General features: G+C 34.1%; 22 protein-coding genes. 9 read left to right on the top strand and 13 right to left on the bottom strand.

The features are described 5' to 3' along the window. Positions 1–30: 30 nt before the first annotated feature. Genes H601_RS0100780 through H601_RS0100770 form a run of 3 tightly spaced genes read left to right on the top strand, consistent with a single transcriptional unit; the run spans position 31 to position 3402 of the window. Positions 31–1380 (top strand): tetratricopeptide repeat protein, encoded by a 1350-nt coding sequence (locus tag H601_RS0100780; RefSeq protein ID WP_026709745.1) that lies wholly within the window; start codon positions 31–33, stop codon positions 1378–1380. Beyond that, positions 1380–2153, top strand: coding sequence for a lipoprotein insertase outer membrane protein LolB1 (lolB1, locus tag H601_RS0100775; protein ID WP_026709744.1), 774 nt, complete (start codon positions 1380–1382; stop codon positions 2151–2153). Before H601_RS0100780 ends, lolB1 begins: the two co-directional genes overlap by 1 nt. A 10-nt stretch (positions 2154–2163) precedes the next feature. Further along, positions 2164–3402: a murein hydrolase activator EnvC family protein gene (locus H601_RS0100770; protein WP_026709743.1), complete on the top strand. Its 1239-nt coding sequence runs from the start codon at positions 2164–2166 to the stop codon at positions 3400–3402. A gap of 64 nt (positions 3403–3466) precedes the next feature. On the opposite strand, the gene H601_RS0100765 is transcribed toward H601_RS0100770, so the two are convergent. Together H601_RS0100765 and H601_RS0100760 are read right to left on the bottom strand one after the other, a co-directional pair. Next, on the bottom strand, positions 3467–3976 hold the full coding sequence (locus tag H601_RS0100765) for an acyl-CoA thioesterase (protein ID WP_026709742.1): 510 nt from the start codon (positions 3974–3976) through the stop codon (positions 3467–3469). Between the two features lie 88 nt (positions 3977–4064). After that, positions 4065–4988: an HU domain-containing protein gene (locus H601_RS0100760; RefSeq protein ID WP_281170562.1), complete on the bottom strand. Its 924-nt coding sequence runs from the start codon at positions 4986–4988 to the stop codon at positions 4065–4067. A 200-nt stretch (positions 4989–5188) separates the two neighbouring features. Here H601_RS0100760 and dprA point away from each other — a divergent pair, with 200 nt between their 5' ends. Next, a complete protein-coding gene (gene dprA, locus H601_RS0100755; protein ID WP_026709740.1) occupies positions 5189–6292 on the top strand; it encodes a DNA-processing protein DprA in 1104 nt (367 codons plus the stop codon). Positions 6293–6295: 3 nt separating this feature from the next. On the opposite strand, the gene H601_RS0100750 is transcribed toward dprA, so the two are convergent. Both H601_RS0100750 and trpS read right to left on the bottom strand, forming a co-directional pair. Then, the gene (locus H601_RS0100750) at positions 6296–6724 is read right to left on the bottom strand and encodes a hypothetical protein (RefSeq protein ID WP_026709739.1); all 429 of its coding nucleotides are present in this window, start codon (positions 6722–6724) and stop codon (positions 6296–6298) included. Between the two features lies 1 nt (position 6725). After that, a complete protein-coding gene (gene trpS, locus H601_RS0100745; protein ID WP_026709738.1) occupies positions 6726–7697 on the bottom strand; it encodes a tryptophan--tRNA ligase in 972 nt (323 codons plus the stop codon). A 138-nt stretch (positions 7698–7835) separates the two neighbouring features. Here trpS and H601_RS0100740 point away from each other — a divergent pair, with 138 nt between their 5' ends. Then, positions 7836–8591 (top strand): lysophospholipid acyltransferase family protein, encoded by a 756-nt coding sequence (locus H601_RS0100740; protein WP_035655294.1) that lies wholly within the window; start codon positions 7836–7838, stop codon positions 8589–8591. Here H601_RS0100740 and H601_RS0100735 read toward each other — a convergent pair. The 4 genes from H601_RS0100735 to H601_RS0100720 form a co-directional block, all read right to left on the bottom strand. Beyond that, positions 8588–9922 (bottom strand): ammonium transporter, encoded by a 1335-nt coding sequence (locus H601_RS0100735; RefSeq protein WP_026709736.1) that lies wholly within the window; start codon positions 9920–9922, stop codon positions 8588–8590. The genes H601_RS0100740 and H601_RS0100735 overlap by 4 nt on opposite strands. Positions 9923–10065: 143 nt before the next feature. Further along, the gene (locus H601_RS0100730; protein ID WP_026709735.1) at positions 10066–10518 is read right to left on the bottom strand and encodes a lipocalin family protein; all 453 of its coding nucleotides are present in this window, start codon (positions 10516–10518) and stop codon (positions 10066–10068) included. Between the two features lie 58 nt (positions 10519–10576). Then, positions 10577–11965 (bottom strand): DUF5689 domain-containing protein, encoded by a 1389-nt coding sequence (locus H601_RS14935; RefSeq protein WP_035655292.1) that lies wholly within the window; start codon positions 11963–11965, stop codon positions 10577–10579. Positions 11966–11976: 11 nt separating this feature from the next. Continuing rightward, complete coding sequence (locus H601_RS0100720; RefSeq protein WP_026709734.1) at positions 11977–14853, bottom strand: carboxypeptidase regulatory-like domain-containing protein; 2877 nt, start codon at positions 14851–14853, stop codon at positions 11977–11979. 136 nt (positions 14854–14989) lie between these two features. On the opposite strand from H601_RS0100720, the gene H601_RS0100715 reads away from it, so the two are divergent. The 4 genes from H601_RS0100715 to H601_RS0100700 all read left to right on the top strand — a co-directional run bounded on the left by H601_RS0100715 (position 14990) and on the right by H601_RS0100700 (position 18974). Further along, positions 14990–16033, top strand: coding sequence for an endonuclease/exonuclease/phosphatase family protein (locus tag H601_RS0100715; RefSeq protein ID WP_026709733.1), 1044 nt, complete (start codon positions 14990–14992; stop codon positions 16031–16033). Positions 16034–16098: 65 nt separating this feature from the next. Further along, positions 16099–16644, top strand: coding sequence for a 3-hydroxyanthranilate 3,4-dioxygenase (locus tag H601_RS0100710; protein ID WP_026709732.1), 546 nt, complete (start codon positions 16099–16101; stop codon positions 16642–16644). 257 nt (positions 16645–16901) lie between these two features. Then, positions 16902–18455 carry an L-piperidine-6-carboxylate dehydrogenase gene (amaB, locus tag H601_RS0100705; RefSeq protein ID WP_026709731.1) on the top strand — a complete coding sequence of 518 codons (1554 nt, stop codon included), beginning with the start codon at positions 16902–16904 and terminating at the stop codon, positions 18453–18455. A gap of 144 nt (positions 18456–18599) precedes the next feature. Next, on the top strand, positions 18600–18974 hold the full coding sequence (locus H601_RS0100700) for a carboxypeptidase-like regulatory domain-containing protein (RefSeq protein WP_051220611.1): 375 nt from the start codon (positions 18600–18602) through the stop codon (positions 18972–18974). Positions 18975–19083: 109 nt separating this feature from the next. On the opposite strand, the gene H601_RS0100695 is transcribed toward H601_RS0100700, so the two are convergent. The 5 genes from H601_RS0100695 to H601_RS0100675 form a co-directional block, all read right to left on the bottom strand. Then, a complete protein-coding gene (locus H601_RS0100695; protein WP_026709729.1) occupies positions 19084–19656 on the bottom strand; it encodes a PhnA domain-containing protein in 573 nt (190 codons plus the stop codon). After that, entirely contained in the window at positions 19656–20141 is a 486-nt protein-coding gene (locus tag H601_RS0100690; protein ID WP_026709728.1) for a DUF6646 family protein, read from the bottom strand. Before H601_RS0100690 ends, H601_RS0100695 begins: the two co-directional genes overlap by 1 nt. 456 nt (positions 20142–20597) lie before the next feature. Further along, positions 20598–21329 (bottom strand): metallophosphoesterase family protein, encoded by a 732-nt coding sequence (locus H601_RS0100685; RefSeq protein WP_026709727.1) that lies wholly within the window; start codon positions 21327–21329, stop codon positions 20598–20600. After that, positions 21322–22473 carry an ATP-binding protein gene (locus H601_RS0100680; RefSeq protein WP_026709726.1) on the bottom strand — a complete coding sequence of 384 codons (1152 nt, stop codon included), beginning with the start codon at positions 22471–22473 and terminating at the stop codon, positions 21322–21324. Before H601_RS0100680 ends, H601_RS0100685 begins: the two co-directional genes overlap by 8 nt. A 71-nt stretch (positions 22474–22544) precedes the next feature. Further along, positions 22545–23456, bottom strand: a complete 912-nt coding sequence (locus H601_RS0100675; protein ID WP_026709725.1) for a T9SS type A sorting domain-containing protein — start codon at positions 23454–23456, stop codon at positions 22545–22547. Between the last annotated feature and the right edge of the window lie 23 nt (positions 23457–23479).

Genomic DNA, 23479 nt, shown 5'->3' with positions numbered 1-23479 from the left:
CCCATGGAGAGGGGTTGGGGGTGAGGTAAAATGATAAAACGCACATTACATATTCTACTTTTTATTGGAATTTTTTTTCAATCGATAACCTTATTATCACAAGTAGAACCTGAAGATATTGCTGTTGATTCAAGTGAGTTTCAAGAGGCGTTTTACGAATCATTACGAGAGAAAGGGATTGAAAATTATGATAAAGCTGTAAATGCTCTTCAAAAATGTTTGGTTTTAGAACCCAACAATCCGGTTGTGCATTTTGAGTTAGGTAAAAATTATTTGGCTCAAAAAGAGTATAAAAGAGCGTATGATAGTTTTGAAAAAGCATCTCAATTGGATCCAAAAAACAGATGGTTTTGGTCTGGAATGTACGATGTTTCATATGCTACTCGTGACTATAAAAACGCTATTGTAATTATTAAAAAGCTTATAGAATTTAAAAAAGAATATAAAGAAGATTTAGTGTCGTTATACATGTTTACTCAACAATATGATGAAGCATTAGCTTTAATAGATGAACTAACCACTACAATTGGGAAATCAGAAGTTAGAGAACAATTTAGAAGTCAAATTTTAAGCACAACTCGCTACCAAGGACAAGAGACAGAAAAATTAGTACAAGCGATTAAATTAAATCCAAAAGGTGAAGATAATTATGTGGCATTAATTTATCTGTATTCTGAAAACAATCAAGAGGATAAAGCAATGGAAATTGCAAAATTATTGGAAAAAGAAATTCCATCTTCTGATTGGGCTCAAGTGAGTTTATTCAAATTTCATCTAGAAAAAAGCGAAGGTGAAAAAGCTTCTGTTGCCATGCATAAAATATTGGGAAGTGCCAAAATAGATCGAAAAATCAAGCACCGTGTTTTCAATGAGTTTTTGGTGTTCGCAAAGAAAAATCCGGTTTTTGCAATTGAAATTGAAAAGGCAATTCCGTATTTCAAAAACGATACTCAACTAAATGTTGCCAAAGAAGTAGGGAAATTTTACCAACAAAAAGCAGATTGGAAAAATGCGGCCAAATTTTTTGAACTTGCTTCTGAAAATAACCCAACTGATTTTGAAAACAGTTTTTTATTGATGAATGCTTGGGTAGAAACCAATCAATATTCTTCTTTATTAACTTTTGCGGAGCGAAATAATGAATTATATCCTCTTCAACCGGAATTTTACTATTATGCCGGAATGGCTTATAATCAACAAAAAAAGTTTAAAAAAGCGAAAGATCTTTTAGAAATAGGTGTTGATTATGTAGTTGACAATCCAAAACTAGAGGCAAATTTTTATATTCAATTAGGCGAAGCTTTCAATGGATTGGGCGATGTGAAGAAAAAAGAAAGTTATTTTATAAAAGCAGATAAACTATTAAAAGCAATTAAATAATGAAACAAGTTTTTGGGATAATGATAATTCTATTTTCTTTAGTGGGTTGCAAAGCCAAAAAAGGAATTGTAGAAGGAAAAGCTTCGGATGATTTGACTACTCAAAAAATCATTGAAAATCATTATGCTTCAAAATCTGATTTTTCTACTGCTTATATTAGGGCAAACGCAAAGTATAAAGACAAAAATCAATCGTTAGCTTTTTCAGCAGAAATCAAAATGAAGAAAGATGAAATGATTTTGGTGAGCATTAGATTTCTTGGTATAACAATGGCCAAAGGGTTGATTACACCAAGTGAGGTAAAGTATTATGAAAAAAACGGCGGTAAATTTTTTGAAGGAGATTATACAACGTTAAGCAATTGGTTAGGCACTGATTTAGATTTTTTTAAGGTGCAAAACATGTTGTTAGGAAAAGCAATGGACGATTTAAGAAAAGGGAAATACAGCAATTTAATTGAAAACAAATGGTATAAATTACAGGAATTAACAGACCAAAAAAATGTGAAATCCTATTCTTTTGAAGCCATCAATTTTTTGATTAAAAAACAAGAAATTGAACAAGTGGAGAAAAACAGAAAACTAATCGTATCGTATCCGTTGCATAAAGAATATAAAGAAGCAATTTTACCGTTAAATCTTTTAATTGAAGCCATTCAAAACAGTGAAAAAACAGCTATATCATTGGAATATAATTCTATTACGTTTAATGAGCAATTGTCTTTTCCGTATAGTGTACCAAGTGGATATGAACAATTATTTATCGAAAACTAAAGTCTAGTCTATGCAAAAGTCAGTTTATATATTATTTTTTCTTTTCTGTAGCACTTTAGTTTTGGCTCAAACAGAAGCACAAAAAAAATTAGAGCAACGAAAAGCTCAATTGTTGGAGGAAATCAGATTGAATGAACGAATCCTTCAAGAAAACAAGAAGAAAGAAAAGTCTGTAGTTACGGTTATTCAACAGCAAAAAGCAAAAATTGAATTGCGTGAAAAATTGATTCAAACCAATGAAAAACAAGCTAAATTATTGTCGGATGATATTTATACCAATCAAGTAAAAATAAATCAACTAAACCGCGAATTAGAAATATTAAAAGAGGATTATGCCAATATGATTGTTAAGTCCTATAAAAGCCGATCTGAAAGAAGCAGAGCGATGTTTTTATTGTCTTCTCAAAATTTTACTCAGGCCTATAAAAGGATTCAGTACATGAAACAATATGCCGGACATCGTAAAAATCAAGGGGATGAAATCAAAGAAAAAACAACAGAATTAGAGGTATATAATGTGAAATTAGGAGCCTTAAAGGTTGAAAAAGAAAAAGTGATTAAAGAGCAAGAACAAGAGAAATTAGTTTTAGTAAAAGAAAAACAAGAGCAAGAAAAATTGGTTAAATCAATTAAAAAAGATCAAAAGAAAATTATTGCTGACATCAAGAAAAAACAACAGGAAGCCAATGAAATTGACAAAAAAATCCAACGTTTGATTCGTGAAGCTATTGCCGCTGAAAATAAAAAAACTGCCAAAAAAGAGGGTGTAAAAACTAAGTCAACCGGAACTTCTGAAACAAAAATTGTGCTAACAGCTGAAGGAAAAGTAGAATCAGATAATTTTAAAGCGAACAGAGGAAGTTTACCTTGGCCGGTTGAAAAAGGATTTGTGTCACTTAAATTTGGTAATCAACCGCATCCCGTTCAGCCGTCTTTAATTGTGCATAGTAATGGTGTTGAAATCACAACTGAACAAGGTTCAAATGCCAGAGCTGTTTTTGGCGGAACCGTTATGTCAATTCAAATTCTTTCTCCGGTAAATAAGTTAGTAATGATTAAACACGGTGATTTTATTACGGTTTACCAAAATTTAGAAACAATTTCCGTAAGTAAAGGCGATAAGGTAAACATCAAACAAACTATCGGTAGAATCAGAACAAATGAATCAACCGGAAAAACGGCCATTAAATTTTCTGTGCTTCAAAATGATACTTTCTTGAATCCTCAAAGTTGGTTGTATAACATGTAATTAGAAAACGATAACAAAAATATAAGCCCCAAAAAGTTTAAATCTTTGGGGCTTTTTTATGGATTTATAAGAAAAGTGCTTTTAATTCTGTAGCATCGTTGGGTTTCATTTTTCCTGCTAAAACCAAACTAAGTTGTTTTCGTCGTAAAGCAGCATCAAAGCGTTGTTTTTCTAATTCGGTTTGCGGTTCAATTTGTGGAACAGGAACGGGATTTCCTGTTTCGTCTACCGCTACAAACGTATAAATAGCTTCATTTGCTTTTGTTTTATTTCCCGATTCGCGGTCTTCAATCCAAACATCAATATAAATTTCCATGGAAGTGTTAAACGCACGTGAAACTTTTGATTCAACTGTAACTACACTTCCAAGCGGAATCGCTTTATTAAAGGCAACGTGATTGACAGATGCAGTCACACAAATTCTTCTGGAATGTCTTCTAGCCGAAATACTTGCTGCTCTGTCCATTCGAGCTAATAATTCTCCACCAAATAGATTATTCAAAGGATTGGTTTCACCAGGTAATACCACATCAGTTAAAGTGGTAACAGATTCGGAAGGAAATTTTACTTGCATCTTTTTTTTTGCAAAGGTAGAAATCTACTTTTAAAAAAATAGACAAAGAAAACATAAAAAAAGCCCTTTTAAAAAAGAGCTTCCTATATTATTCTTGAACTAAAAGCCAGGCTTCTTTGTTGTGATTGGCTTTAATTTCACCCAAGGCTTGTTGTGCTTCTTCTAAACGGGAATAACTATCATAAACCACTGGGTGCAATCCATGTTTATTTGGTTCAATTTGACGAGCATTATAGCCTAATTTTTGTAAACTAGCCACAGCTTTTTCAGCATTTTTAAGTTCTCTAAAAGCACCGGCAACAATATGATAATTTTTTTGTTCCTCAACTACAGTGAGTGAAACAGAAGAAATGGGGTTGTCAATAAAAAATGTAGCTTGTTGAATTTTTTGTTCAACTTTTTTCTGAACAGCTTTTTCTACTTGTAACAAATCATTGGCTCTTTTGGTTTCGTGCCATTGATTAACAAAAAAACCACTTATACCTAATCCAACTACTGCCACAGCGGCATATTTAAACCAATTTGGCCTTTGTTTTTCGGTTGAAAGAACGATAACCGGTTTTTCCTCTTTTGGTTCTGGTTCTACAGAAAGTAACTCTCTTTTTACAGGAGGAGATACAATAGAAGTTAAACCAAAAGCATCGGTTAAATAATTCAAAGTATCAATCGGTTCAAATACCAATCTGCCTTCCGGATTTAAGGTTAATTTACCGATCTGGTTAAGAAGTAGTGATTGTTGATTTTGAAGCAACAATTTCCATTCTTTTACTTCATTTTCAATTTGTTCAGTAGCTTTTTCAAAGCTAATTTTTTCAACTTTGGTAATGTAATTCGCCAAAATACCATCGTTGTTTTTTAATTGAAAATTAAACGAAATCATTTTTTTTGGCGGATATAAAGTATGTGTTGACGCCACTAATTTAGCCGATTGAAATTCGGTAAGAAAACCACCGAATCCTGGCACAATTACACATTGGTGTCGATATAACAATTGGGATATATATTGCTCCATTCTCATAACAACAAAGAAAAAAGATTACACGGCCGTTTCAAAATTTTATCAACAAATTTTATCAACAATTCACAAAAAAAGAATAACAAAAAGAACCTCAGAATTTTAGAAAAGCTAATTCTTTAAAAAAATCAAAAAAATACGGTTTAGTGTTTTAAAATTAGTGTTTTTTTTGTTTCTTTGAAGCTCATTTATACGCCATGTTAACATCTGAATTGTATTATACGCTCGCATTATTGAAGGCGGAAGGAGTAGGTGACGTAGTTGCCAAAAAACTCATCCAACACTGTGGTTCTGCCGAAAATGTTTTTCAATCTAAAAAGAAAGAATTACTTTCTATTGACGGAATTGGAACTGTTCTCTTAAAAAATCTCAACAACAAATCTATTTTTGACGATGCTCAAGCCGAATTGGATTTTATCCAAAAAGAAGGCATCATTGTTCATTCGTTCAAAGACGAAACTTATCCCGAAAAACTAAAATATTGTTTTGATAGTCCAACACTATTGTTTTCATCAGGGGAAATTCAGATGAATAAACAACCTATAATTAGTATTGTTGGCACTCGTCAAATTACGTCTTATGGAACTGCTTTTTGTAAACAATTAATTGAAGACATTGCTCCGCTAAACCCTATTATTGTGAGTGGTTTTGCTTACGGAGTTGATATTGTAGCTCATCAGGCAGCAATAGAGCATAATTTGCAAACCATTGGGGTTTTGGCTCATGGTTTAAATCAAATTTATCCCAAACAACACAAAAAATTTGTGGCTAAAATGGAGCAAAATGGAGGTTTTTTTACCGAATTTTGGCATACTTCCAATCCGGATAAAGAGAATTTTGTCAAGCGAAACCGAATTGTGGCCGGAATGGCTGAAGCAACAATTGTCATTGAAAGTGCTGAAAAAGGAGGGTCATTGATTACAGCTACTTTGGCCAATGATTATAATCGGGATGTGTTTGCTGTTCCGGGAAGAGTAGGCGATAAATTTAGTGCCGGATGTATCAATTTAATCAAAACCCAGCGAGCTCATTTGTTAACGTCTGCGGCTGATTTGATATATATTATGAACTGGCAATTGCAACCTCAAAAATCAAAACCGGTTCAAAAACAATTATTTGTTTCGTTAGAAGAAGACGAACAAAAAGTGTATGATTATTTGTTTCAAAAAGGAAAGGAATTGATGGACATAATCGCTATTGAATGTGACTTTCCGGTGTATAAAATATCTTCAATTTTGTTGAATTTAGAACTAAAAGGAGTTATTAGACCTTTGCCAGGCAAATTGTTTGAAGCCATTTAACCATTATATCGACTTTTCCCAAACGACTTCATATTTCGCATATTGACCATTTTCAATGGCTTCTAATACAAATATTTTTGGGAAAAGTTGATTGATGTCTTTTTTGAATTCATTTTTTTCTTCTTCAACAAAAAGATCATTGATGGTAACAATCTTCAGTTTTGAAAAGTCAGTTGAACTAATAGTTTCAAATTGATTTTTTTTGAATTCAAAAACAAAAGTATTTTTACAATAAATAAATCGAGTAATATTTACTTTGCGATGCCTTTTATGAATGAAAGATAAATTGATTTTTTTTAAAGGTTCTTTTTTAATGACAAAAGAGCAATTCTCACTCGCATTTTGGTTAAAAACAAGATAAACAGGTTCCTTACTTTGACCAAAGCAAAAAAATGTTGAAACAAAAAAGGCGAGTAAAATAAAATGCTTCATCTTATAAAAATCCCAATTGTTGTCTAACTCGTTTAAGAACACCATCAGCCACAGAAGATGCTTTTTGAGCTCCGTCACTTAAAGCTCGATCAACCTCTTCTAAATTGTTCATGTAATAATGATATTTTTCACGTTCTGATTGAAAACGTTCTAATACTAATTCAAAAAGAGCTTGTTTAGCATGACCATAACCATAATTTCCGGCCAAATAGTTTTGTGTCATCGCGTATACTTGATCCTGTTGAGCCAATAGTTTATAAATGGCAAAAACTTTACAGGTTTCAGGGTCTTTTGGTTCTTCCAAAGGTTTGCTGTCGGTTTCAATGGACATTATTTGTTTGCGTAACGCTTTGTCGTCTAAAAAAATATTAATGATATTTCCTCTTGATTTACTCATTTTATGGCCATCAGTTCCCGGAATATACATGGTTTCTTCTTGAATTTTGGCATCCGGTAACACAAATGTTTCTCCCATTTGATGATTGAATCTTGAGGCAACATCTCGCGTAATTTCCAAATGTTGTAATTGATCTTTTCCAACAGGAACAATCTCTGCATCATACAATAATATATCTGCAGCCATCAACATTGGATAGGTGAAAAGTCCGGCATTTACGTCCTCCAAGCGATCCGCCTTATCTTTAAATGAATGAGCTAATGTTAAGCGTTGAAAAGGAAAAAAGCAGCTCAAATACCATGATAATTCGGCTGTTTGCGGCACATCGCTTTGACGATAAAAAATTACTTTACTAATGTCTAAACCACAGGCCAACCAGGTTGCTGCTACACTATAGGTGTTTTGTCTTAATGAAGCCCCGTCTTTTATTTGCGTAATTGAATGTAAATCGGCAATAAATAAAAAAGAGGTGTTTTCAGGTTGATTCGCCATTTCAATCGCCGGCAAAATCGCTCCTAATAAATTACCTAAATGTGGTGTTCCTGTTGCTTGAATTCCAGTAAGTATTCTTGACATGTTCTGTTGGTTTAAAAAAGCACAAATTTCGTAAAGTTTTTTGTAAAAAAGCCAATAAATTAAAAGGTTATATTTTTTCGCACTATTTACCAAATTTTGTATAGAAGAATACCAATTGGTTTTAGTACATTTGGATCTATGAAATGGTTAAAAATTGTTTTTTGGATACTTTGGAGAGTATGGTTTTATGTGCTCATAGGACTTTTAATTGTGATTATGTTTCCATTGCTAATTGTTTCTATTTTAAAAGAAACATGGTATCCTTTCTTTTTTAAATTGGCTCAGATTTGGGCAAAAGGAATTTTATTCGGCATGGGTTTTTATACAAAAGTAAAAAGGGAACAACCATTCAAAAAAGGAGAAAGCTACATGTTGGTAGCGAATCATACTTCGATGACTGATATAATGTTGATGTTGATTATTGCAAAAAATCCTTTTGTTTTTGTTGGAAAAAAAGAATTGTCAAATATTCCGCTTTTTGGATTTTTTTATAAACGCACTTGTATTTTAGTCGATAGAGATAGTCCAAAAAGTAGAATGGCAGTATATGAAAGAGCTCAAAAAAGACTTCATCAAGGCTTAAGTATTTGTATTTTTCCGGAAGGACTTGTGCCGGAAGACGAATCAGTAGTGTTAGCTGAATTCAAAGACGGTGCGTTTCGGCTAGCAATTGAACACCAAATTCCTATCGTGCCAATGACTTTTTATGACAATAAGAAAAGATTATCTTATACGTTTTTTAGTGGAAGTCCCGGAATAATGAGAGCAAAAGTGCATGAATTTATTCCCACAGCCGGATTTACGGTTGACGATAAAAAAGCTATTCGCGATAAGGTGTGGGAGGTAATTCACACAGAATTAATCAACGATAATCAATCCACTTCAATAAATTAGAAACGTTCATCGTGCTGCGACACATCCAAACCAACTTGTTCAGATTCTTCGGAAACCCTTAGCGGAATGATACTATTTGTTACCTTATAAAGCAACAATGAACCAAAAAATGTAAAAGCCGCAACAAGAAGTAAGGCAATCATGTGGTGACCAAATACATTCCATCCGCCATGTAGCAAACTAGCGTTTTCACCTTGTGCAAAAATAGCAGTCAAAATCATTCCCATAATTCCACCAACACCGTGACAAGCAAATACATCTAGAGTATCATCAATGGCTTTTAGTTTTTTCCAATACAGCATTTTATTGGAAACGATTGCGGCAATGAAACCGAAGAATATACTTTGCGGAATAGTTACAAATCCAGCTGCCGGAGTGATGGCAACCAATCCAACAACTGCTCCAATACATGCACCTAAAGCTGACACTTTTCTTCCGTGAAGGCGATCAAAAAATATCCATGTAAGCATGGCTGAAGCTGAAGCAATAGTTGTTGTTGCAAATGCCATTGCGGCGGTAGCATTAGCGGCTAAAGCAGAACCGGCATTAAACCCAAACCAACCAAACCAAAGCATACCGGTTCCTAACAACACAAATGGAATATTGGTTGGAATATGCTCGTTGTTTTTTCTTTTTCCAAGCACTAAAACACCGGCCAAAGCTGCAAACCCTGCACTCATGTGCACAACCGTTCCACCGGCAAAATCTTTAACGCCAAAATAACTTCCTAACAAACCATTTGGATGCCAAACCATGTGACAAAGAGGTGTATAGATAAATAAGGTAAAAAGACAAATAAAAAGCAAATAGGAAATAAATCGAACTCGTTCAGCAAATGAACCGGTTATGATTGCAGGAGTAATCACAGCAAATTTCATTTGAAAAAGGGCAAACAACACAAAAGGAATAGTAGAAGCCATCTTAGCATGAGGCAAAACCGATACTTGATCAAAAAAAGCAAATTGAAAAGGATTTCCAATTATGCCATAATAATTCCCATTGATAGTTATTCCAACTGAATCACCAAAAGCTAAACTAAATCCAATGGCTACCCAAAGTAATGAAACGACTCCTAAACAAATAAAACTTTGCAACATGGTTGAAATGACATTTTTCTTTCCCACCATTCCTCCGTAAAAGAAAGATAATCCGGGTGTCATAAGCAATACTAAACTCGAAGAAGTTAATAACCAAGCAACATCAGCTGTTACAATATCTTCTTCTGTTCCAAAATTAGAAAGGTTTAGGGGTTCAGAAGGCCAAATGAGTCCTAAAACTGCTACAAAGGCTATCAAAACAAAGGAAACAATCCATCTTTTTTCAATTTTCATAACTTATACCCTTTAAAATTTAGGGTATAAAAATATAAAAATAAATTAAAAACAAAAACAACCCTTTAAATTTTAGGGTTAAAATATGTTTAAATAAAAAAAGGAAGCAATTTGCTCCCTTTTTCTATATGGTTAAGTTTGAATTATTTTTCCAACTTTAAGAATACAAGTAATCCTGTATCGGGATCGGTAAAACTTATGTTAACAGCATCATATGTAAGTGAAATGATGGAAAGAGGTAACGTTTCTGTTTCTCCTTCTTCATTAACCGTTAATAAGTTAAGGATATTTTTATCTAAATTATAGGTTCCGTTTGTTTGAAAATTTTCGCAAGCCGATCCTACAACTTCAAATGAGTTTTCTTCGAAAGTACCGTTTTCAGTTAATACCAAATTATCTCCTTCACAAGTTGAATCATTTGTATAATCAACATAAACTATGGTATTCAAATTGTTCATAGCACCAATTTGTTTGATGTACCATTTTCCAACAATGTAATTTTCCTGAACAAAATCATCCACCAATTTTTCATCATCTTCACATGAAGTGAAAAGACTCAAAAAAGCAAAAGACACTAATAAAACTAATTTTTTCATACATTAAAAAGTTAAATAAAAACAACCTTATACTTTGGATAAGGTTGTTTTTAAAATATTATTGAATTACAATGTTGTCAATATCCATGTTGGTTGTTAATGCCGGAGATGAAAGGGCTGAACCAACATATTCAAATAAAATTACTCCATTTCCGGTTAAGGAAGTTGGAAAATTCCAAACACCACTATTTGTAAAAGCAGCGGTAGATGAATTAGAAGTTGAAATTGCAAAATTAGAAGTAATATCAACTAAATTAGCAGGATTAACAACTCCACCAATTTGGTAATCTGTTGAATAATAAACTTTTAAAACCGCTCCAACATTGAATGAGGCTCTAGTTTGGAAAGAAATGGAATTGGCACATGTAAAATCTACAGGCACAATAAAATAGGTTTGAACATTTTGTGCAGTGCTAAAAGCAGTCATTTGAATGTATTTATTTGCCGGAGTTCCGTTTGAGCGACATCTCCAGTAAGCATTACCAACGAAAGGATCGTTAATGAAATTTGGAAAATCATTTTGACCTGTTGTATTTGAACCCGCTGTATAACTTTCAAAAGTTTCGTTTAAGCTACATAAGTAAGTTACATTATTACCAACGATTGGTGGAGCAAAATCAATTTCTACTCTTTCTCCTGTCAATTGAATATCTCTTTCATAACGAGCTACAAATTGATAATCACTTCCAAATTTTGTCATTACACCCCTAACTTTACCATAACCTGTTTGAGCTGGTTTTCCAGCAAAACGTGCAAAGCTACTTGTTCTGAAAATTACAGTATTTCCAACATTATTTGTTAACAAATGGTTGGTAGCACCACCTAAATCTTGAGTTGCTTCGTAGTAATTTTTACCAATAACAGCATCAACAAACTGAACACCATCTAACTCAATTAAAGTGTTTAAGTTAGCATCTTGTTTTGCTTCGTTTACAGTAAGTGTTCTTACTAATTGACTTTCCGGTACAATATTACATGTTCTATTTAATACAGATTTGTATTTGTATTCCGGAATTCTTCCTACAGAAGGAACATTTGAAGAGTTCACATAGATATCACCAATACGCAAACCACCATTTGAAATATCAGTATAAGAATTTTGTAACTTAATCATAACTTTTCTTCCTGGTTCAAAATTGATGAAAGTTGATGTTACATCAACAGGAACACTAAATCCTCTAGAACCGTCTAAGGTTTGAAAAGAAATAGATTTGAAAAAAGTTCCTTCTTCGTCACTTGTAGTTACATACGCTTCAATAACATCATCTTCAAGATATTGAGTTACAGTAGCCGTAGCCGTAATATCAGCAACTTCTTTGTTTTTTTGTAAAGTAGTTCCAACACAATCTAAATTTGGAACTTCATAATCGTCATCATTCACACAGCTAGTGCTTATTCCGGCAATTAAAGCCGTGAATAAAATTGATTTTAAGAAATTAGTTTTCATACGTATTTTTTTTATAAATTGATGTAAAAGTTAACAAAATAGGTTCTTCCGAAACCATAAAAATATTTTGGAGCAAATGAAGGTGTTCCACTTGAAACATCTTGATTCAATTCGCGATAATTTGCATTTCTTGCTTGTTCAAATCCTCCTGTTTTATATGTCACGTCAAAAATGTTGTTGATAGAAGCAAAGAAACCAAAAGTGTTTCTGTTTTTACGACTAATTCTCCAAGATTTTCCACCTACTAAATTAATCAATGTAAAATCTTCAAATTTTTCTTGTTTTAACAATTCTCTTGCTCTTTCTTCTGTAGCTTCAGGAAATGGGAAACCACTTATATCTGCCGGATTACTGAAAAAACTATCTGTTCTTAATAATGCAGAAACATCTAAATAATTGTTTGCAAGATAGTTGGCATTTGCTCCAATCCACCAGAATTTAGGATCTCTATATTCAATACCAAAGCTATAGGCTTGTTGAGGTGTTCCTGCAATTTTATAATCTTTTAGTTTAGCCGTTCCAACACCTACAATCGTGTTTTGTCCTGTTGCAGCTAAATTATCATTATTTAAAAACACATTTGGATTGTTTGCATAAGTATATTGCCCCCAACCTGCATTAGCAGTTAATTTAATTGTAGAAGTCATTTGGTATTCAAGACCTAACTCTCCTCCAAAATTTAACTTATCCATTCCGGTTACAATTTCAGCAATAAAGGCATCGCCACCATCACCATCGTTATCTTCAAAAACACCTTCAGCAAAGAAGAAAGAAGTTTCTGTTGCATTTTGAATTTTAGAATAATAACCTGTTAATCTTGCTTTTAGTCTAGGAGCACGGATCACATAACTTAAATCGGCACTTGAAATGGTTTCACTATCAACATCAAGAGTTAAGTTATTCAAACGAGCATTAGGAAATGAATTTCTTAAAGAAGGAGCTTTTGACATGTAAACACCATTTGCTGTAATAAAATGTCTTCCGGTAATTTTATAGGTTAAACCACCTTTGAATCCAAAATTATCGTATTCCAATTTTTTGCTTTTACCGAAAGAACTAGTTGGATAAATACCGTTTTTATATAAACCTTCTCTTTGGTATTCAGAACGCGAAAATTCTTGAGCCAAATAAAAATCAACTTTTTTATACGTAAATTTAAATTGGGTAAACGCGTTGATAACACTTGCATAAAGCTTGTAATTATAACCAAATTTATCGCCTTCTCTAACTTCTCTATCCGGATTATTTAAATCAGATTGCGACGCATCACCATCTTGGAAATTATCAATGTCAGAGTAATATTCACCTCCTAGTAAATCTAATAAATTTTGGAAGTTTTTGGAAGTTAAATTACGATAAGAAGCACCGGCATTCAAAACAATATTATCACTTAATTGAGAGTTAATAATTGTGTTAACTGCCCAAGTTGTATCATCTACACGGTCTTCGTATAAAACATATTTACTTCTGCCGGGTATATAATCTATAATATCATTATTACCATCTACAACTGCAGTTCTGTTGGCTCTATACATCATATCCCAATCAATCTGACGTTGAGAGAAGAAATTTGCATTTGCTGCATTTAATAAATTAGGCGTTGGAATTCCTCCTAAACCTCCAGGTAGATATGCAGAAGGGTTTTGTTGTAAAACTTCATCTACGTTATTGTTATACAACGATGTGTAATAACTTGGTAAGTTTCTGTAATATGTTGGATCCGGATTGGTTGCGTCTTGAAAATCAAGTCTTGAATTTCCAATTGAACCAAATTGATACATTACATTTGTGTTAACAGATGTTTTTTTGGATGGTTTCCAGTAATGACTTAAAATGAATACTGGTTCTTCAATGTCTCGGTCTCTTGAGTTTCTCTTTTTGCCATTTTGCCATCCCCAGTAAGAGTTATATTTTTCACCTGCAATACTGGTTACTTCATCCGTATTTGGCGAATTTTTTCCTCTACTGTTTTGAGCATAAATTGAAGTAAAGTTCAAGCTGTTTTTGCTGTTAATTCTTTTTTCAACACTCGCAAAAAATGAGTTAGCGGCATAATCAGTTCCTTCAAAGAAACCTTCTTGAGCCCATCTTCTTGAAGCGGAAATTACATAAGCCCATCCATTTTTATCCATTCCGGAAGCATGAGTAGCCATTCCTCTCCAACTGTAATTAGAGTTGGTTCCTGAGAATGAAATTCTACTTCCCGGACGGTAAATAGAGGCTCTTGTATTAATTTCTTGTGTTCCTAAAATTCCACCAAATGTATAATCAGATGGTGCAGAGCCCATTGTAAATTCTTGATTTCGGGTAGCATCATTCAATCCTCCCCAGTTACTCCATTGTGGTCTTCCGTCATAAATCTTGTTCATTACCATACCATTAATCATGGTGGTAGCATATTCGTTATCTAAACCTCTGATTCGATAACGAGCTTGACCCCAGTTAAACGCTGCCGCTTGTTGAAACGCATCTCTGGAGGCTTGCAATAAACCGGCGGTATTTTCTGAACCGCTGTTGTCATCGCCTAAATCGGTTTCTGTAAGCGTAATTAAACTTAATTGTTGCTCACTGGTAATGTCTTCTTCAAATGAAATAATTCCTAAGTCAAGTGTTTGACCGGCAACAATTTCTAATTTTAAAAGCTGTGAAGTGTACCCCTGACTTTTAATTTCTAAAAGTTGGTTACCACTTGGTACATTTTCCAAAACAAATTCACCTTGAGCGGAGGTTAGTCTCATGACGCTTGTGTTTTGAAGGGTAATGACCACACCTTGTATGCCGCGTTGTGTTTTGGAATCAACTACTGTACCTTTTACAGTCGTTGAGGTTTGTGCAAACCCCACCAACACTTGCATGACAAGAAAAATACTAAAAACAAGTTTTTTCATAAATAAAGTTAAAATTAATTCTTTTTTGTTAAGTTAAAAATTTCTTAACAGCCTGCAAATGTACATTATTTAATAATATTATTTACTTTTGGTGCGAAGTTTGTATTAAACTTCACTGTAATTTAATATACAATTTATGAAAATTAAACAATTGATTCCTGTTTTTATTGCTTTTCTTTCAATTTTAACCGCTCAAGCACAGCAAAAAAAGTATAAACTGCATACCGTTGCTTTTTATAATTTAGAGAATTTATTTGACACAAAAGATGATCCAAAAATTTTTGATGAAGAATATACTCCCGCTAATGGTTGGACAGAAGAAAAATACCAACAGAAATTAAGAAATTTAGAAAGGGTTATTGCAGAAATAGGCACAGGTGAACAACAGACCAACGCTCCTGTTATATTAGGTGTCTGTGAAATAGAAAATAGAGGAGTATTAGAAGATTTAGTCAAAACGCCAAAATTAGCTGCAAAAGATTACGGAATCGTACATTATGATTCTCCTGATGCTCGTGGTATAGATGTTGGGTTTTTGTACCAAAAGAAACATTTCACTCCAACAAGTTCTGCTAATATACCTTTAATTATTACAGACATAGACGGAAGTGGTAAAAGAGTTTATACCCGCGATCAATTATTAGTGAGTGGTTATTTAGACGGAGAAGAAATGCATTTTATCATTAATCACTGGCCATCTCGTTCAGGTGGTGAGAAAAGAAGTAGCCCATATCGTGAAGCAGCCGGTCGTTTAAACCGTAAAATTATGGATTCACTTATCGCTATAAATCCTAATGCCAAGATCATGACTATGGGTGATTTAAATGATGGTAGCTATAATAAAAGTGTAAAAGTTGAAATAGGTGCAAAATTGAAAAAATCGCAATTAAATGAACCAAGAGACATTTTTAATCCTTTTGAACAAATGGCTAAAGACGGACATGCAACACTTTTTTATCGTGATTCAGGTGATATTTTTGACCAAATCATGGTCTCACAACAATTTATTGGCGAAGATTATTCAACCTTTAAATATTGGAAAGCCGGAATTTATAATAAACCGTTTATGATTCAACAAACCGGACAATACAAAGGGTATCCTTTGCGAAATTCACCGGCTGAACCGGGTTTTAGTGACCACTTTCCTGTATATATTTATTTGATTAAAGAAGCAAAATAAATACTAAAGCCGATTCGTTTCGGCTTTTTTTATTTTGTAAATTTACCATTCTAAAATCGATACAAATGGCTATCCAAAAACCATTCAATCTCAATCAATGGATTGATGAAAACCGACACCTACTCAAACCACCCGTTGGAAACAAGAACATATATGTAGATTCCGGTGATTACATCGTCATGATTGTTGCCGGACTCAACGCCCGAAAAGACTATCACTACAACGAAACCGAAGAACTATTCTACCAACTCGAAGGAAACATCACCGTTTATGTGCAAGACAACGGAGAAAAAATTGCCATGCAACTCGGTCCCGGCGACATGTTTTTATTACCCGCCAAAACACCACATTCACCCGTCCGACAAGAAAATTCAATCGGATTAGTAGTCGAACGAAAGCGTGCCGGACAAGATATTCCCGACGGATTACTCTGGTTTTGCGACCATTGCAACCATAAATTATACGAAGTATATTTTGAACTCAAAGACATCGAAAAAGATTTCTTAGGTCATTTTCAACATTTTTATAACTCCAAAGAACTTAGAACCTGCCAAAATTGCGGTACTGTCATGGAAACCGATTCCCGATTCGTCGCCAAAACCGATAACTGATAACTGAAAACAGATTTTCGGCAGACAATTCCCGCTGTCCGTTACAAGCTTGTTTGCAAAAACTGTTTTTTCTAAGTTGCCCCAAGAGCTTCCTTTGGTCGCTTTGGTTCAACAAGAAAAAATCAGTTTTTGCTGCACAAGGCTTTCCACTACCATCGGGGCTGCAATTCGCTGCTATGTAACAAAAGTGGTTTTCCAAAACAAAAAAAATCGGTATCTTCGCAAAAAATATAACAAAAACCTTTAAAAAAGTTATAATGTCAACAATCGCACAACAATTCGGCATGACCGAAGCCCTAGAAATATTAGGCATCAAACCCATCAACGAAGGAACTTCCACCGGAAACAACCATTTTTCTAATGGAGAAATCATCGAAAGTTATTCACCTGTTGATGGTCAATTGATTGCCAAAGTAAAAACCACCACCGCAGCCGATTACGAAAAAGTAATGCAAACCGCAACCGAAGCTTTCAAAACCTTTCGTTTAATGCCGGCTCCAAAACGAGGCGAAATCGTTCGTCAGTTTGGTGAAAAATTGAGAAAATACAAAGAACCACTCGGGAAATTAGTTTCCTACGAAATGGGAAAATCACTTCAAGAAGGTTACGGTGAAGTGCAAGAAATGATAGACATTTGCGATTTTGCAGTAGGTCTTTCTCGTCAATTACACGGTTTAACCATGCATTCCGAGCGTCCCGGACATAGAATGTACGAGCAATATCATCCGCTTGGTGTGGTGGGAATCATTTCGGCCTTTAACTTTCCGGTAGCCGTTTGGTCTTGGAATACCGCTTTGGCTTGGATTTGTGGCGATGTTTGCGTTTGGAAACCTTCTGAAAAAACCCCACTTTGTGGTGTGGCGTGTCAAAACATCATTGCTGAAGTATTAAAAGAAAATAATTTACCGGAAGGAATCTCGTGTTTAATCAACGGCGATTACAAAGTAGGTGAATTAATGACACACGACAAACGTGTTCCTTTGGTTTCTGCAACCGGTTCCACCCGAATGGGTAAAATTGTTGCTCAAGCTTGTGCCGCTCGTTTAGGCAATTCATTATTGGAATTAGGAGGAAATAACGCCATCATCGTTACTCCGGATGCCGACATCAAAATGACGGTTATCGGTGCCGTTTTTGGAGCCGTTGGTACGGCCGGACAACGTTGTACTTCCACTAGAAGGTTAATCATTCACGAAAGTATTTATGATAAAGTAAAAGACGCTTTAGTTTCTGCATACGGACAATTACGCATCGGAAATCCGTTAGACCAAAACAACCATGTGGGTCCGCTAATTGATGTTCACGCCGTTGAAATGTATAAAAAAGCGTTAGAAAAAGTTGTAGCCGAAGGCGGAAAAGTAATTGTTGAAGGAGGTGTATTATCCGGTGAAGGTTATGAAAGTGGTTGTTATGTGAAACCTGCTATTGCCGAGGCTAGTAACTCATTTGAAATTGTTCAGCACGAAACCTTTGCTCCGGTTTTATATTTATTAAAATATTCCGGCGATGTGCACAATGCCATCGAAATCCAAAACGGTGTAGCCCAAGGATTATCTTCGGCCATCATGACCAACAATTTACGTGAAGCAGAAGCTTTCTTATCACATGCCGGTTCAGATTGCGGAATTGCCAACGTAAACATCGGAACATCCGGTGCTGAAATCGGTGGAGCTTTTGGTGGTGAAAAAGAAACCGGAGGTGGCCGCGAATCCGGTTCAGATGCTTGGAAAATTTATATGCGAAGACAAACGAATACAATTAATTATACCACAAGTTTGCCATTGGCACAAGGGATTAAGTTTGATTTGTAGTTTTGAGAACATAGAACATAGAGAATAGAATAAAGAAAATAGTAAATACAAAGCCTTGCAACATAAAAATTGCGAGGTTTTTTTATGGAATGACGCAACTTTTTGCTTTCTTTTTCATCTATAGATAAATCAATCAAATAATTCATGAAAAAGTTATTTTTATTTTTGGCTTGTATGCCGTTTTTACTCGCCACCACATGCGAAGAAGATGACGAGGTATATTGTACTCAAGAAGCAAAAGCCGGTTTGAATATTACTGTTAAAGATGCGGTGACGCAAGATTTACTTTCACTTGGTGTAACGGTTATAATTCAAGATGGTTTATATACCGAAACTTTAGAAGAATTCATTGGTGAAGATTTTTCATTTTTTATGGGAGCATGGGAACGAGTTGGTACTTATACCGTAACTGTTTCCAAAGAAGGTTATCAAACGTTCACTTCTGATCCCATTGTTGTAACGGCTGATGTTTGCCACGTTATTCCTCAACAAATAACCGTTGAACTTCAACCCAATTAAGACATGTTTTGTTTTGTTTTATACACAAAAAACCCTGCTAAGTACAAAAATTAGCAGGGTTTTTAATTATTTATCCATTGACTATTTGACTAATTGTCCAATTGCCACATTATTTCGTCTTCTTCACATACTGCGTTAAAATCACAATATATTGACCTTCTACCCGACCTTCAATTTGCTCGGCATTATCCCAAACCAATTTAATATTGTGCACAGCAGCACCACGTTTAGCTGTGAAGTTTGCTCCTTTTACATCTAAATCTTTAATCAAAACCACAGAATCACCATCTTTCAAGATGTTTCCGTTGGAATCCTTGTGGATAATTTTACCTTCGTCGTCATCTGCTTCTCCGGTAGCTTTTGCCCATTCTAAGGCATCTTCTTCCAGATACATCATTTCTAACAAATCGTGGTTTTTTAGTCGGGCTAACATTCTCCACGATACAATTTGCACTGGTAAATGTTCGCTCCACATGCTTTCATTTAAACCTCGCCAATCATCCGGATGTGTTGTTTCCGGATTTTCGATTTGATTTTTTAAATTTTCAGTAATTAATATACTGTTTTCTATACTTTCATCCGTTTTAGGAGCAACAGTATATACCACTAAATTTTCGTCAGAGCCGCTGATTTCACAAAGTGAACCGCTACGGTCTCTTAATCTTTTTTCGGTAATGGTCATTATAAATTGAAAGAAGCTCCGATACTAAATTGGAATTGATTGTTTAGTTTTTCATAACCAATTGGGTCATTGTTGTAAGAAGCAATTGGAAATCCAACTTCTGAAAACAATCCAAATCCTTCAGAAAAGAAATAACGAACGCCGGCATGAGCACCAAAATTACGCAATCCTAAATTTAAACCCGGATAAATATCAATAGCTTCCGGTAATTTTAAAACATTTCCAATGTTGGCACTAAAACGAGCTTTGATATCAAATTCGTCTTCAAATTTTGAAGCATCGCAATCCACACTCAACAAGTAAACAGTTTGAACACCAATTGACATGTTTTCACCAATCCCACGGTCATAAAACAAAGTAATTCCGGTTGCGTGGTCTTGAATGTTAGCACCTACTTGAAATTTTTGATCTCCTTTTCCTTTATACGCTTGAGCATTCGCAAAAAGAGAACCGAACAATAGTCCTAATACAAATAATTTTTTCATGGTTATAAAATTTTTACAAAGGTATGATTTTTAGTAAATAAAGGTGAAGTTAAATTGAATTTTCAATTTTTAATGAACACGGATTTTAAAAATTGGAGTAATTTGGATAATTTGATTTTTTGGGCTTTACACCTGACAGGTTTGAAAAAAAACCTGTCAAGTGTAATGTTATCAATAGATTTTTAAAATTTTAGAAATTTCTAAAATCCGTGTTCTAAAAATTAAACCGTCTTAATTTCTTCCTTTTTCGTTGGGATACAATTGAGGCAATGGTTCACTTTGCCAATATTTTTTAGAATCAATATTAATTTTAAAAATTGGAGTAATTTGGATAATTTGATTTTTTGGGCTTTACACCTGACAGGTTTTTTTTCAAACCTGTCAGGTGTAATGTTATCAATAGATTTTTAAAATTTTAGAAATTTCTAAAATCCGTGTTCTAAAAATTAAACCGTCTTAATTCCTTCCTTTCTCGTTGGGATACAATTGAGGCAACGATTCACTTTGCCAGTATTCTTTAGAATCCACATCTAAAATGGTAAGCGGTCCATAAAAAGCAGCTCCGGTATCGATATTCCACACACAGGCTTTGTTGATGGGAATTGTTTCATTGATACGAGTGGTAGGTGTATGACCAATATAAATTTCGTTGTAAAAAGTAAACCTTTTTGGATAATAAGGACTATTTTTAGTTAATTCCGGATTGAGCGAAAGAGCTGTTTCCCACAAGGTTCTATCCCAATAAAAGAGTCGAGGATAATATTCATAGGCAATGCCGTTTACGTTGGTAAAACCTGCATGTATAAACAATCGGTTTTGGTCATCTAAATAATAATCACGTAAATGATTTTCTAAGAAATCGATGTGTTCTAAACGTGTTTTTTCAGAAACGTTTTGATAAGCATCAATGGTTGATTGACCACCATGTTTGAACCATTCTTGGTTGTAATCGTTTGTTTTTAAATAATTGAGTAACAGTTCGTCGTGGTTACCACGTATGAAAAAACAGTTTTGTAGCTTCCCTAATTCAATTAAAAAATCTAACACCTGAGGCGATTCGCTCCAGCCATCTACATAATCGCCTAAGAAAATTAATGTATCATTTTTTGTGGCTTGACTTCTTTCAAGTACTTGGTGTAATGCCCGAAGACCACCGTGAATGTCGCCGATTACAAATGTTTTAGTCATTGATTTTATCATATTTCACCTTCCTCAAAATCCGCATAGTTTCCTTAAAATTGATATATACTAATGGATTTTCAACTGATTTAAGCAGGGTTTTGGCATCAATTAATTTTTGTTTAGCTTCTTCAAAGCCATTCAAATAACAAATCATTAGGGTTGAAGGCAAATTTAGTAAATCCTTGTTATCAGTTACGCTTAAAACGGTTCCTTTTTGTAATTTTTGTAATAAAGCTAAATTGGAATTATAAATATGAAACATCATTTTTCGATTGTATTGTGGTGGGTCAAACAAAAATTCGTTTTCGATTTTATAATATCCGTTATCAAAAAAGGTTAGTATTTGTTTTTCCAGAGGATAGTAACTTGTTTTGTCATTCAGCCCTAACGGAACATATTCAGTAATCGAAAATGTTTTGTCATCATATTCAATGGAAACTTCATCAAAAGCAGAGTAAAATAGCTTGATTTGCTCGTTAATTAATTCAATATCTACTCTTGAAAAAAAGATTTTATCCCTCACTTTTTTCTTTTGACCGGCCCAACAAACCACAAAAAGTTCTTTAAATACATGGTAATTTGAATACATGTCTTTATGACGATTGTTCATAAAATCCAAAACACCTTCTAATGTATAGGAAATACTGTTTCGCGAATTATTTTCAATTCCAATAACGGTTTCAGCATTCATTTTAGAAAATGGAATTTTTTCGTCTGTTGGGATGGAATTACTGCCTCTTCGTACAAAAACGGTGTGAGCCGGAATAGTATAAATTCCCTTTTTAAAAGCAGAAATTTTGCTGTTAGGTTTGATGGTTACCAATCCAACCACTTTGTCTTTTGGTAAGTTTGGAAATGGCACATTTTCATATTGAATTTTAGGAGGATTTTCCAAAAAAGCATTTACCAAGTTTTGAATGCGGCTATCGTCAAAGAAATCATCACCCACAATTTCATTTTCTTGATCTTCTACGCCCACAACAATATACGCATTATTAGTTGGATTGGAATTAGATAAGGCACAAATGTGCTTCAAAAACTTTGCTTTTCCCTCTTTTGAGTGTAGATTAAGTTGTCGTTTTTTATCATAGAAACTATTCTCATCATGATGAGCTAAAAGGTTTTTGATGAGCAATCGTTTATTAATCACGTGAATTACTTTTAATTAAAAAACGCTCAACAAATAAATTTATTGAGCGTTTAAGAGTCGTTAGAAAAAGATTAATTTTTAACTATTTTCTTTGTGCCAATTTTTGTGTTATCAGCAAAAACATTTACAAAATAAACGCCGTTATCTAAGTGTTTTAGGTTAATTTCAGCTTGCTTTGATTCCATTATTTTACGACCATTTAAATCAAATAGTTGATACGAAAAGTCACTAAAATCAGAATTGCTTACAGAAATTGAAACAACATCAGATGTTGGATTAGGATATGCATCAATTCGAGTTGAACGCGAAAAATCAGTAACCCCAAGTGTAGTTCCCTCTAAAGTAAAAGAAAGGTTATTAAAAGCAGTATTATTTGTTAAAGTACTGATTGTAGTCCAATTGGTTGCACCCGCTCCAAAAGCGTTAGCCGGATCAACCAATTTAGCTTGATAATTCGTTCCGCTAGCACCTGTTCCTGTATTCCAATTAAATCGAGCTGCTGCTGTATAAGCGGTTAAATTTACTTTAGGTGCAAAAACCAACCAATAAGTTGTAGATGCATCAACAATAACCGGACTGGGTAGAGCTGTAGTTAAATCAATATCAAAAACTACTGTTTGAGCCGTTTGAGTGAGTGTAATACCGGCTTGAGTTCCAACCACATCTAAATCGGCTACAATAGTTCCACCTAAACCACCGGGTATACCGGATGGAATATTAGTAGCACCATTGGTATAAATCATAAGTCGCATTCCTTGATAAATTGTAGAAAGGTTTTGGTCATTTTGAAATCCTCTCAACGTAACTTTGGTCAATTGAGTTTGTTCAGCAACCGTAAAATCATCGGCACTATACACAGCATTTCCATTCGAAAGAACATTCGAAACAATTCCATTTGTTCCGGTTACGGGTTGATCAAAAACAACTGTTTGACCAAACATAGCACTTGAACAAGCAAGAAGTAAAAAGTAAAGTTTTTTCATAAAAAGATGTTTAAAAATTTCTC

The sequence above is a fragment of the Flavobacterium filum DSM 17961 genome (genome assembly GCF_000425465.1).
In the GTDB taxonomy this organism is placed as follows: Bacteria; Bacteroidota; Bacteroidia; order Flavobacteriales; family Flavobacteriaceae; genus Flavobacterium; species Flavobacterium filum.
Note: the sequence above shows the minus strand (reverse complement) of the source record. Positions and strands in the feature narration are given on the sequence as shown.

Excerpts from the sequence above, each read along its gene's own strand:
- H601_RS0100715 (WP_026709733.1), top strand. The coding sequence starts at position 14,990 with ATGAAAATTAAACAATTGATTCCTGTTTTTATTGCTTTTCTTTCAATT.
- H601_RS0100685 (WP_026709727.1), bottom strand. The coding sequence starts at position 21,329 with ATGACTAAAACATTTGTAATCGGCGACATTCACGGTGGTCTTCGGGCA.
- dprA (WP_026709740.1), top strand. The coding sequence starts at position 5,189 with ATGTTAACATCTGAATTGTATTATACGCTCGCATTATTGAAGGCGGAA.
- H601_RS0100760 (WP_281170562.1), bottom strand. The coding sequence starts at position 4,988 with ATGGAGCAATATATATCCCAATTGTTATATCGACACCAATGTGTAATT.
- H601_RS0100720 (WP_026709734.1), bottom strand. The coding sequence starts at position 14,853 with ATGAAAAAACTTGTTTTTAGTATTTTTCTTGTCATGCAAGTGTTGGTG.
- H601_RS0100765 (WP_026709742.1), bottom strand. The coding sequence starts at position 3,976 with ATGCAAGTAAAATTTCCTTCCGAATCTGTTACCACTTTAACTGATGTG.
- H601_RS0100740 (WP_035655294.1), top strand. The coding sequence starts at position 7,836 with ATGAAATGGTTAAAAATTGTTTTTTGGATACTTTGGAGAGTATGGTTT.
- H601_RS0100735 (WP_026709736.1), bottom strand. The coding sequence starts at position 9,922 with ATGAAAATTGAAAAAAGATGGATTGTTTCCTTTGTTTTGATAGCCTTT.
- H601_RS0100700 (WP_051220611.1), top strand. The coding sequence starts at position 18,600 with ATGAAAAAGTTATTTTTATTTTTGGCTTGTATGCCGTTTTTACTCGCC.
- H601_RS0100695 (WP_026709729.1), bottom strand. The coding sequence starts at position 19,656 with ATGACCATTACCGAAAAAAGATTAAGAGACCGTAGCGGTTCACTTTGT.
- H601_RS0100710 (WP_026709732.1), top strand. The coding sequence starts at position 16,099 with ATGGCTATCCAAAAACCATTCAATCTCAATCAATGGATTGATGAAAAC.
- H601_RS0100750 (WP_026709739.1), bottom strand. The coding sequence starts at position 6,724 with ATGAAGCATTTTATTTTACTCGCCTTTTTTGTTTCAACATTTTTTTGC.
- H601_RS0100675 (WP_026709725.1), bottom strand. The coding sequence starts at position 23,456 with ATGAAAAAACTTTACTTTTTACTTCTTGCTTGTTCAAGTGCTATGTTT.
- H601_RS0100730 (WP_026709735.1), bottom strand. The coding sequence starts at position 10,518 with ATGAAAAAATTAGTTTTATTAGTGTCTTTTGCTTTTTTGAGTCTTTTC.
- trpS (WP_026709738.1), bottom strand. The coding sequence starts at position 7,697 with ATGTCAAGAATACTTACTGGAATTCAAGCAACAGGAACACCACATTTA.
- H601_RS0100690 (WP_026709728.1), bottom strand. The coding sequence starts at position 20,141 with ATGAAAAAATTATTTGTATTAGGACTATTGTTCGGTTCTCTTTTTGCG.
- lolB1 (WP_026709744.1), top strand. The coding sequence starts at position 1,380 with ATGAAACAAGTTTTTGGGATAATGATAATTCTATTTTCTTTAGTGGGT.
- amaB (WP_026709731.1), top strand. The coding sequence starts at position 16,902 with ATGTCAACAATCGCACAACAATTCGGCATGACCGAAGCCCTAGAAATA.
- H601_RS0100770 (WP_026709743.1), top strand. The coding sequence starts at position 2,164 with ATGCAAAAGTCAGTTTATATATTATTTTTTCTTTTCTGTAGCACTTTA.
- H601_RS0100780 (WP_026709745.1), top strand. The coding sequence starts at position 31 with ATGATAAAACGCACATTACATATTCTACTTTTTATTGGAATTTTTTTT.
- H601_RS14935 (WP_035655292.1), bottom strand. The coding sequence starts at position 11,965 with ATGAAAACTAATTTCTTAAAATCAATTTTATTCACGGCTTTAATTGCC.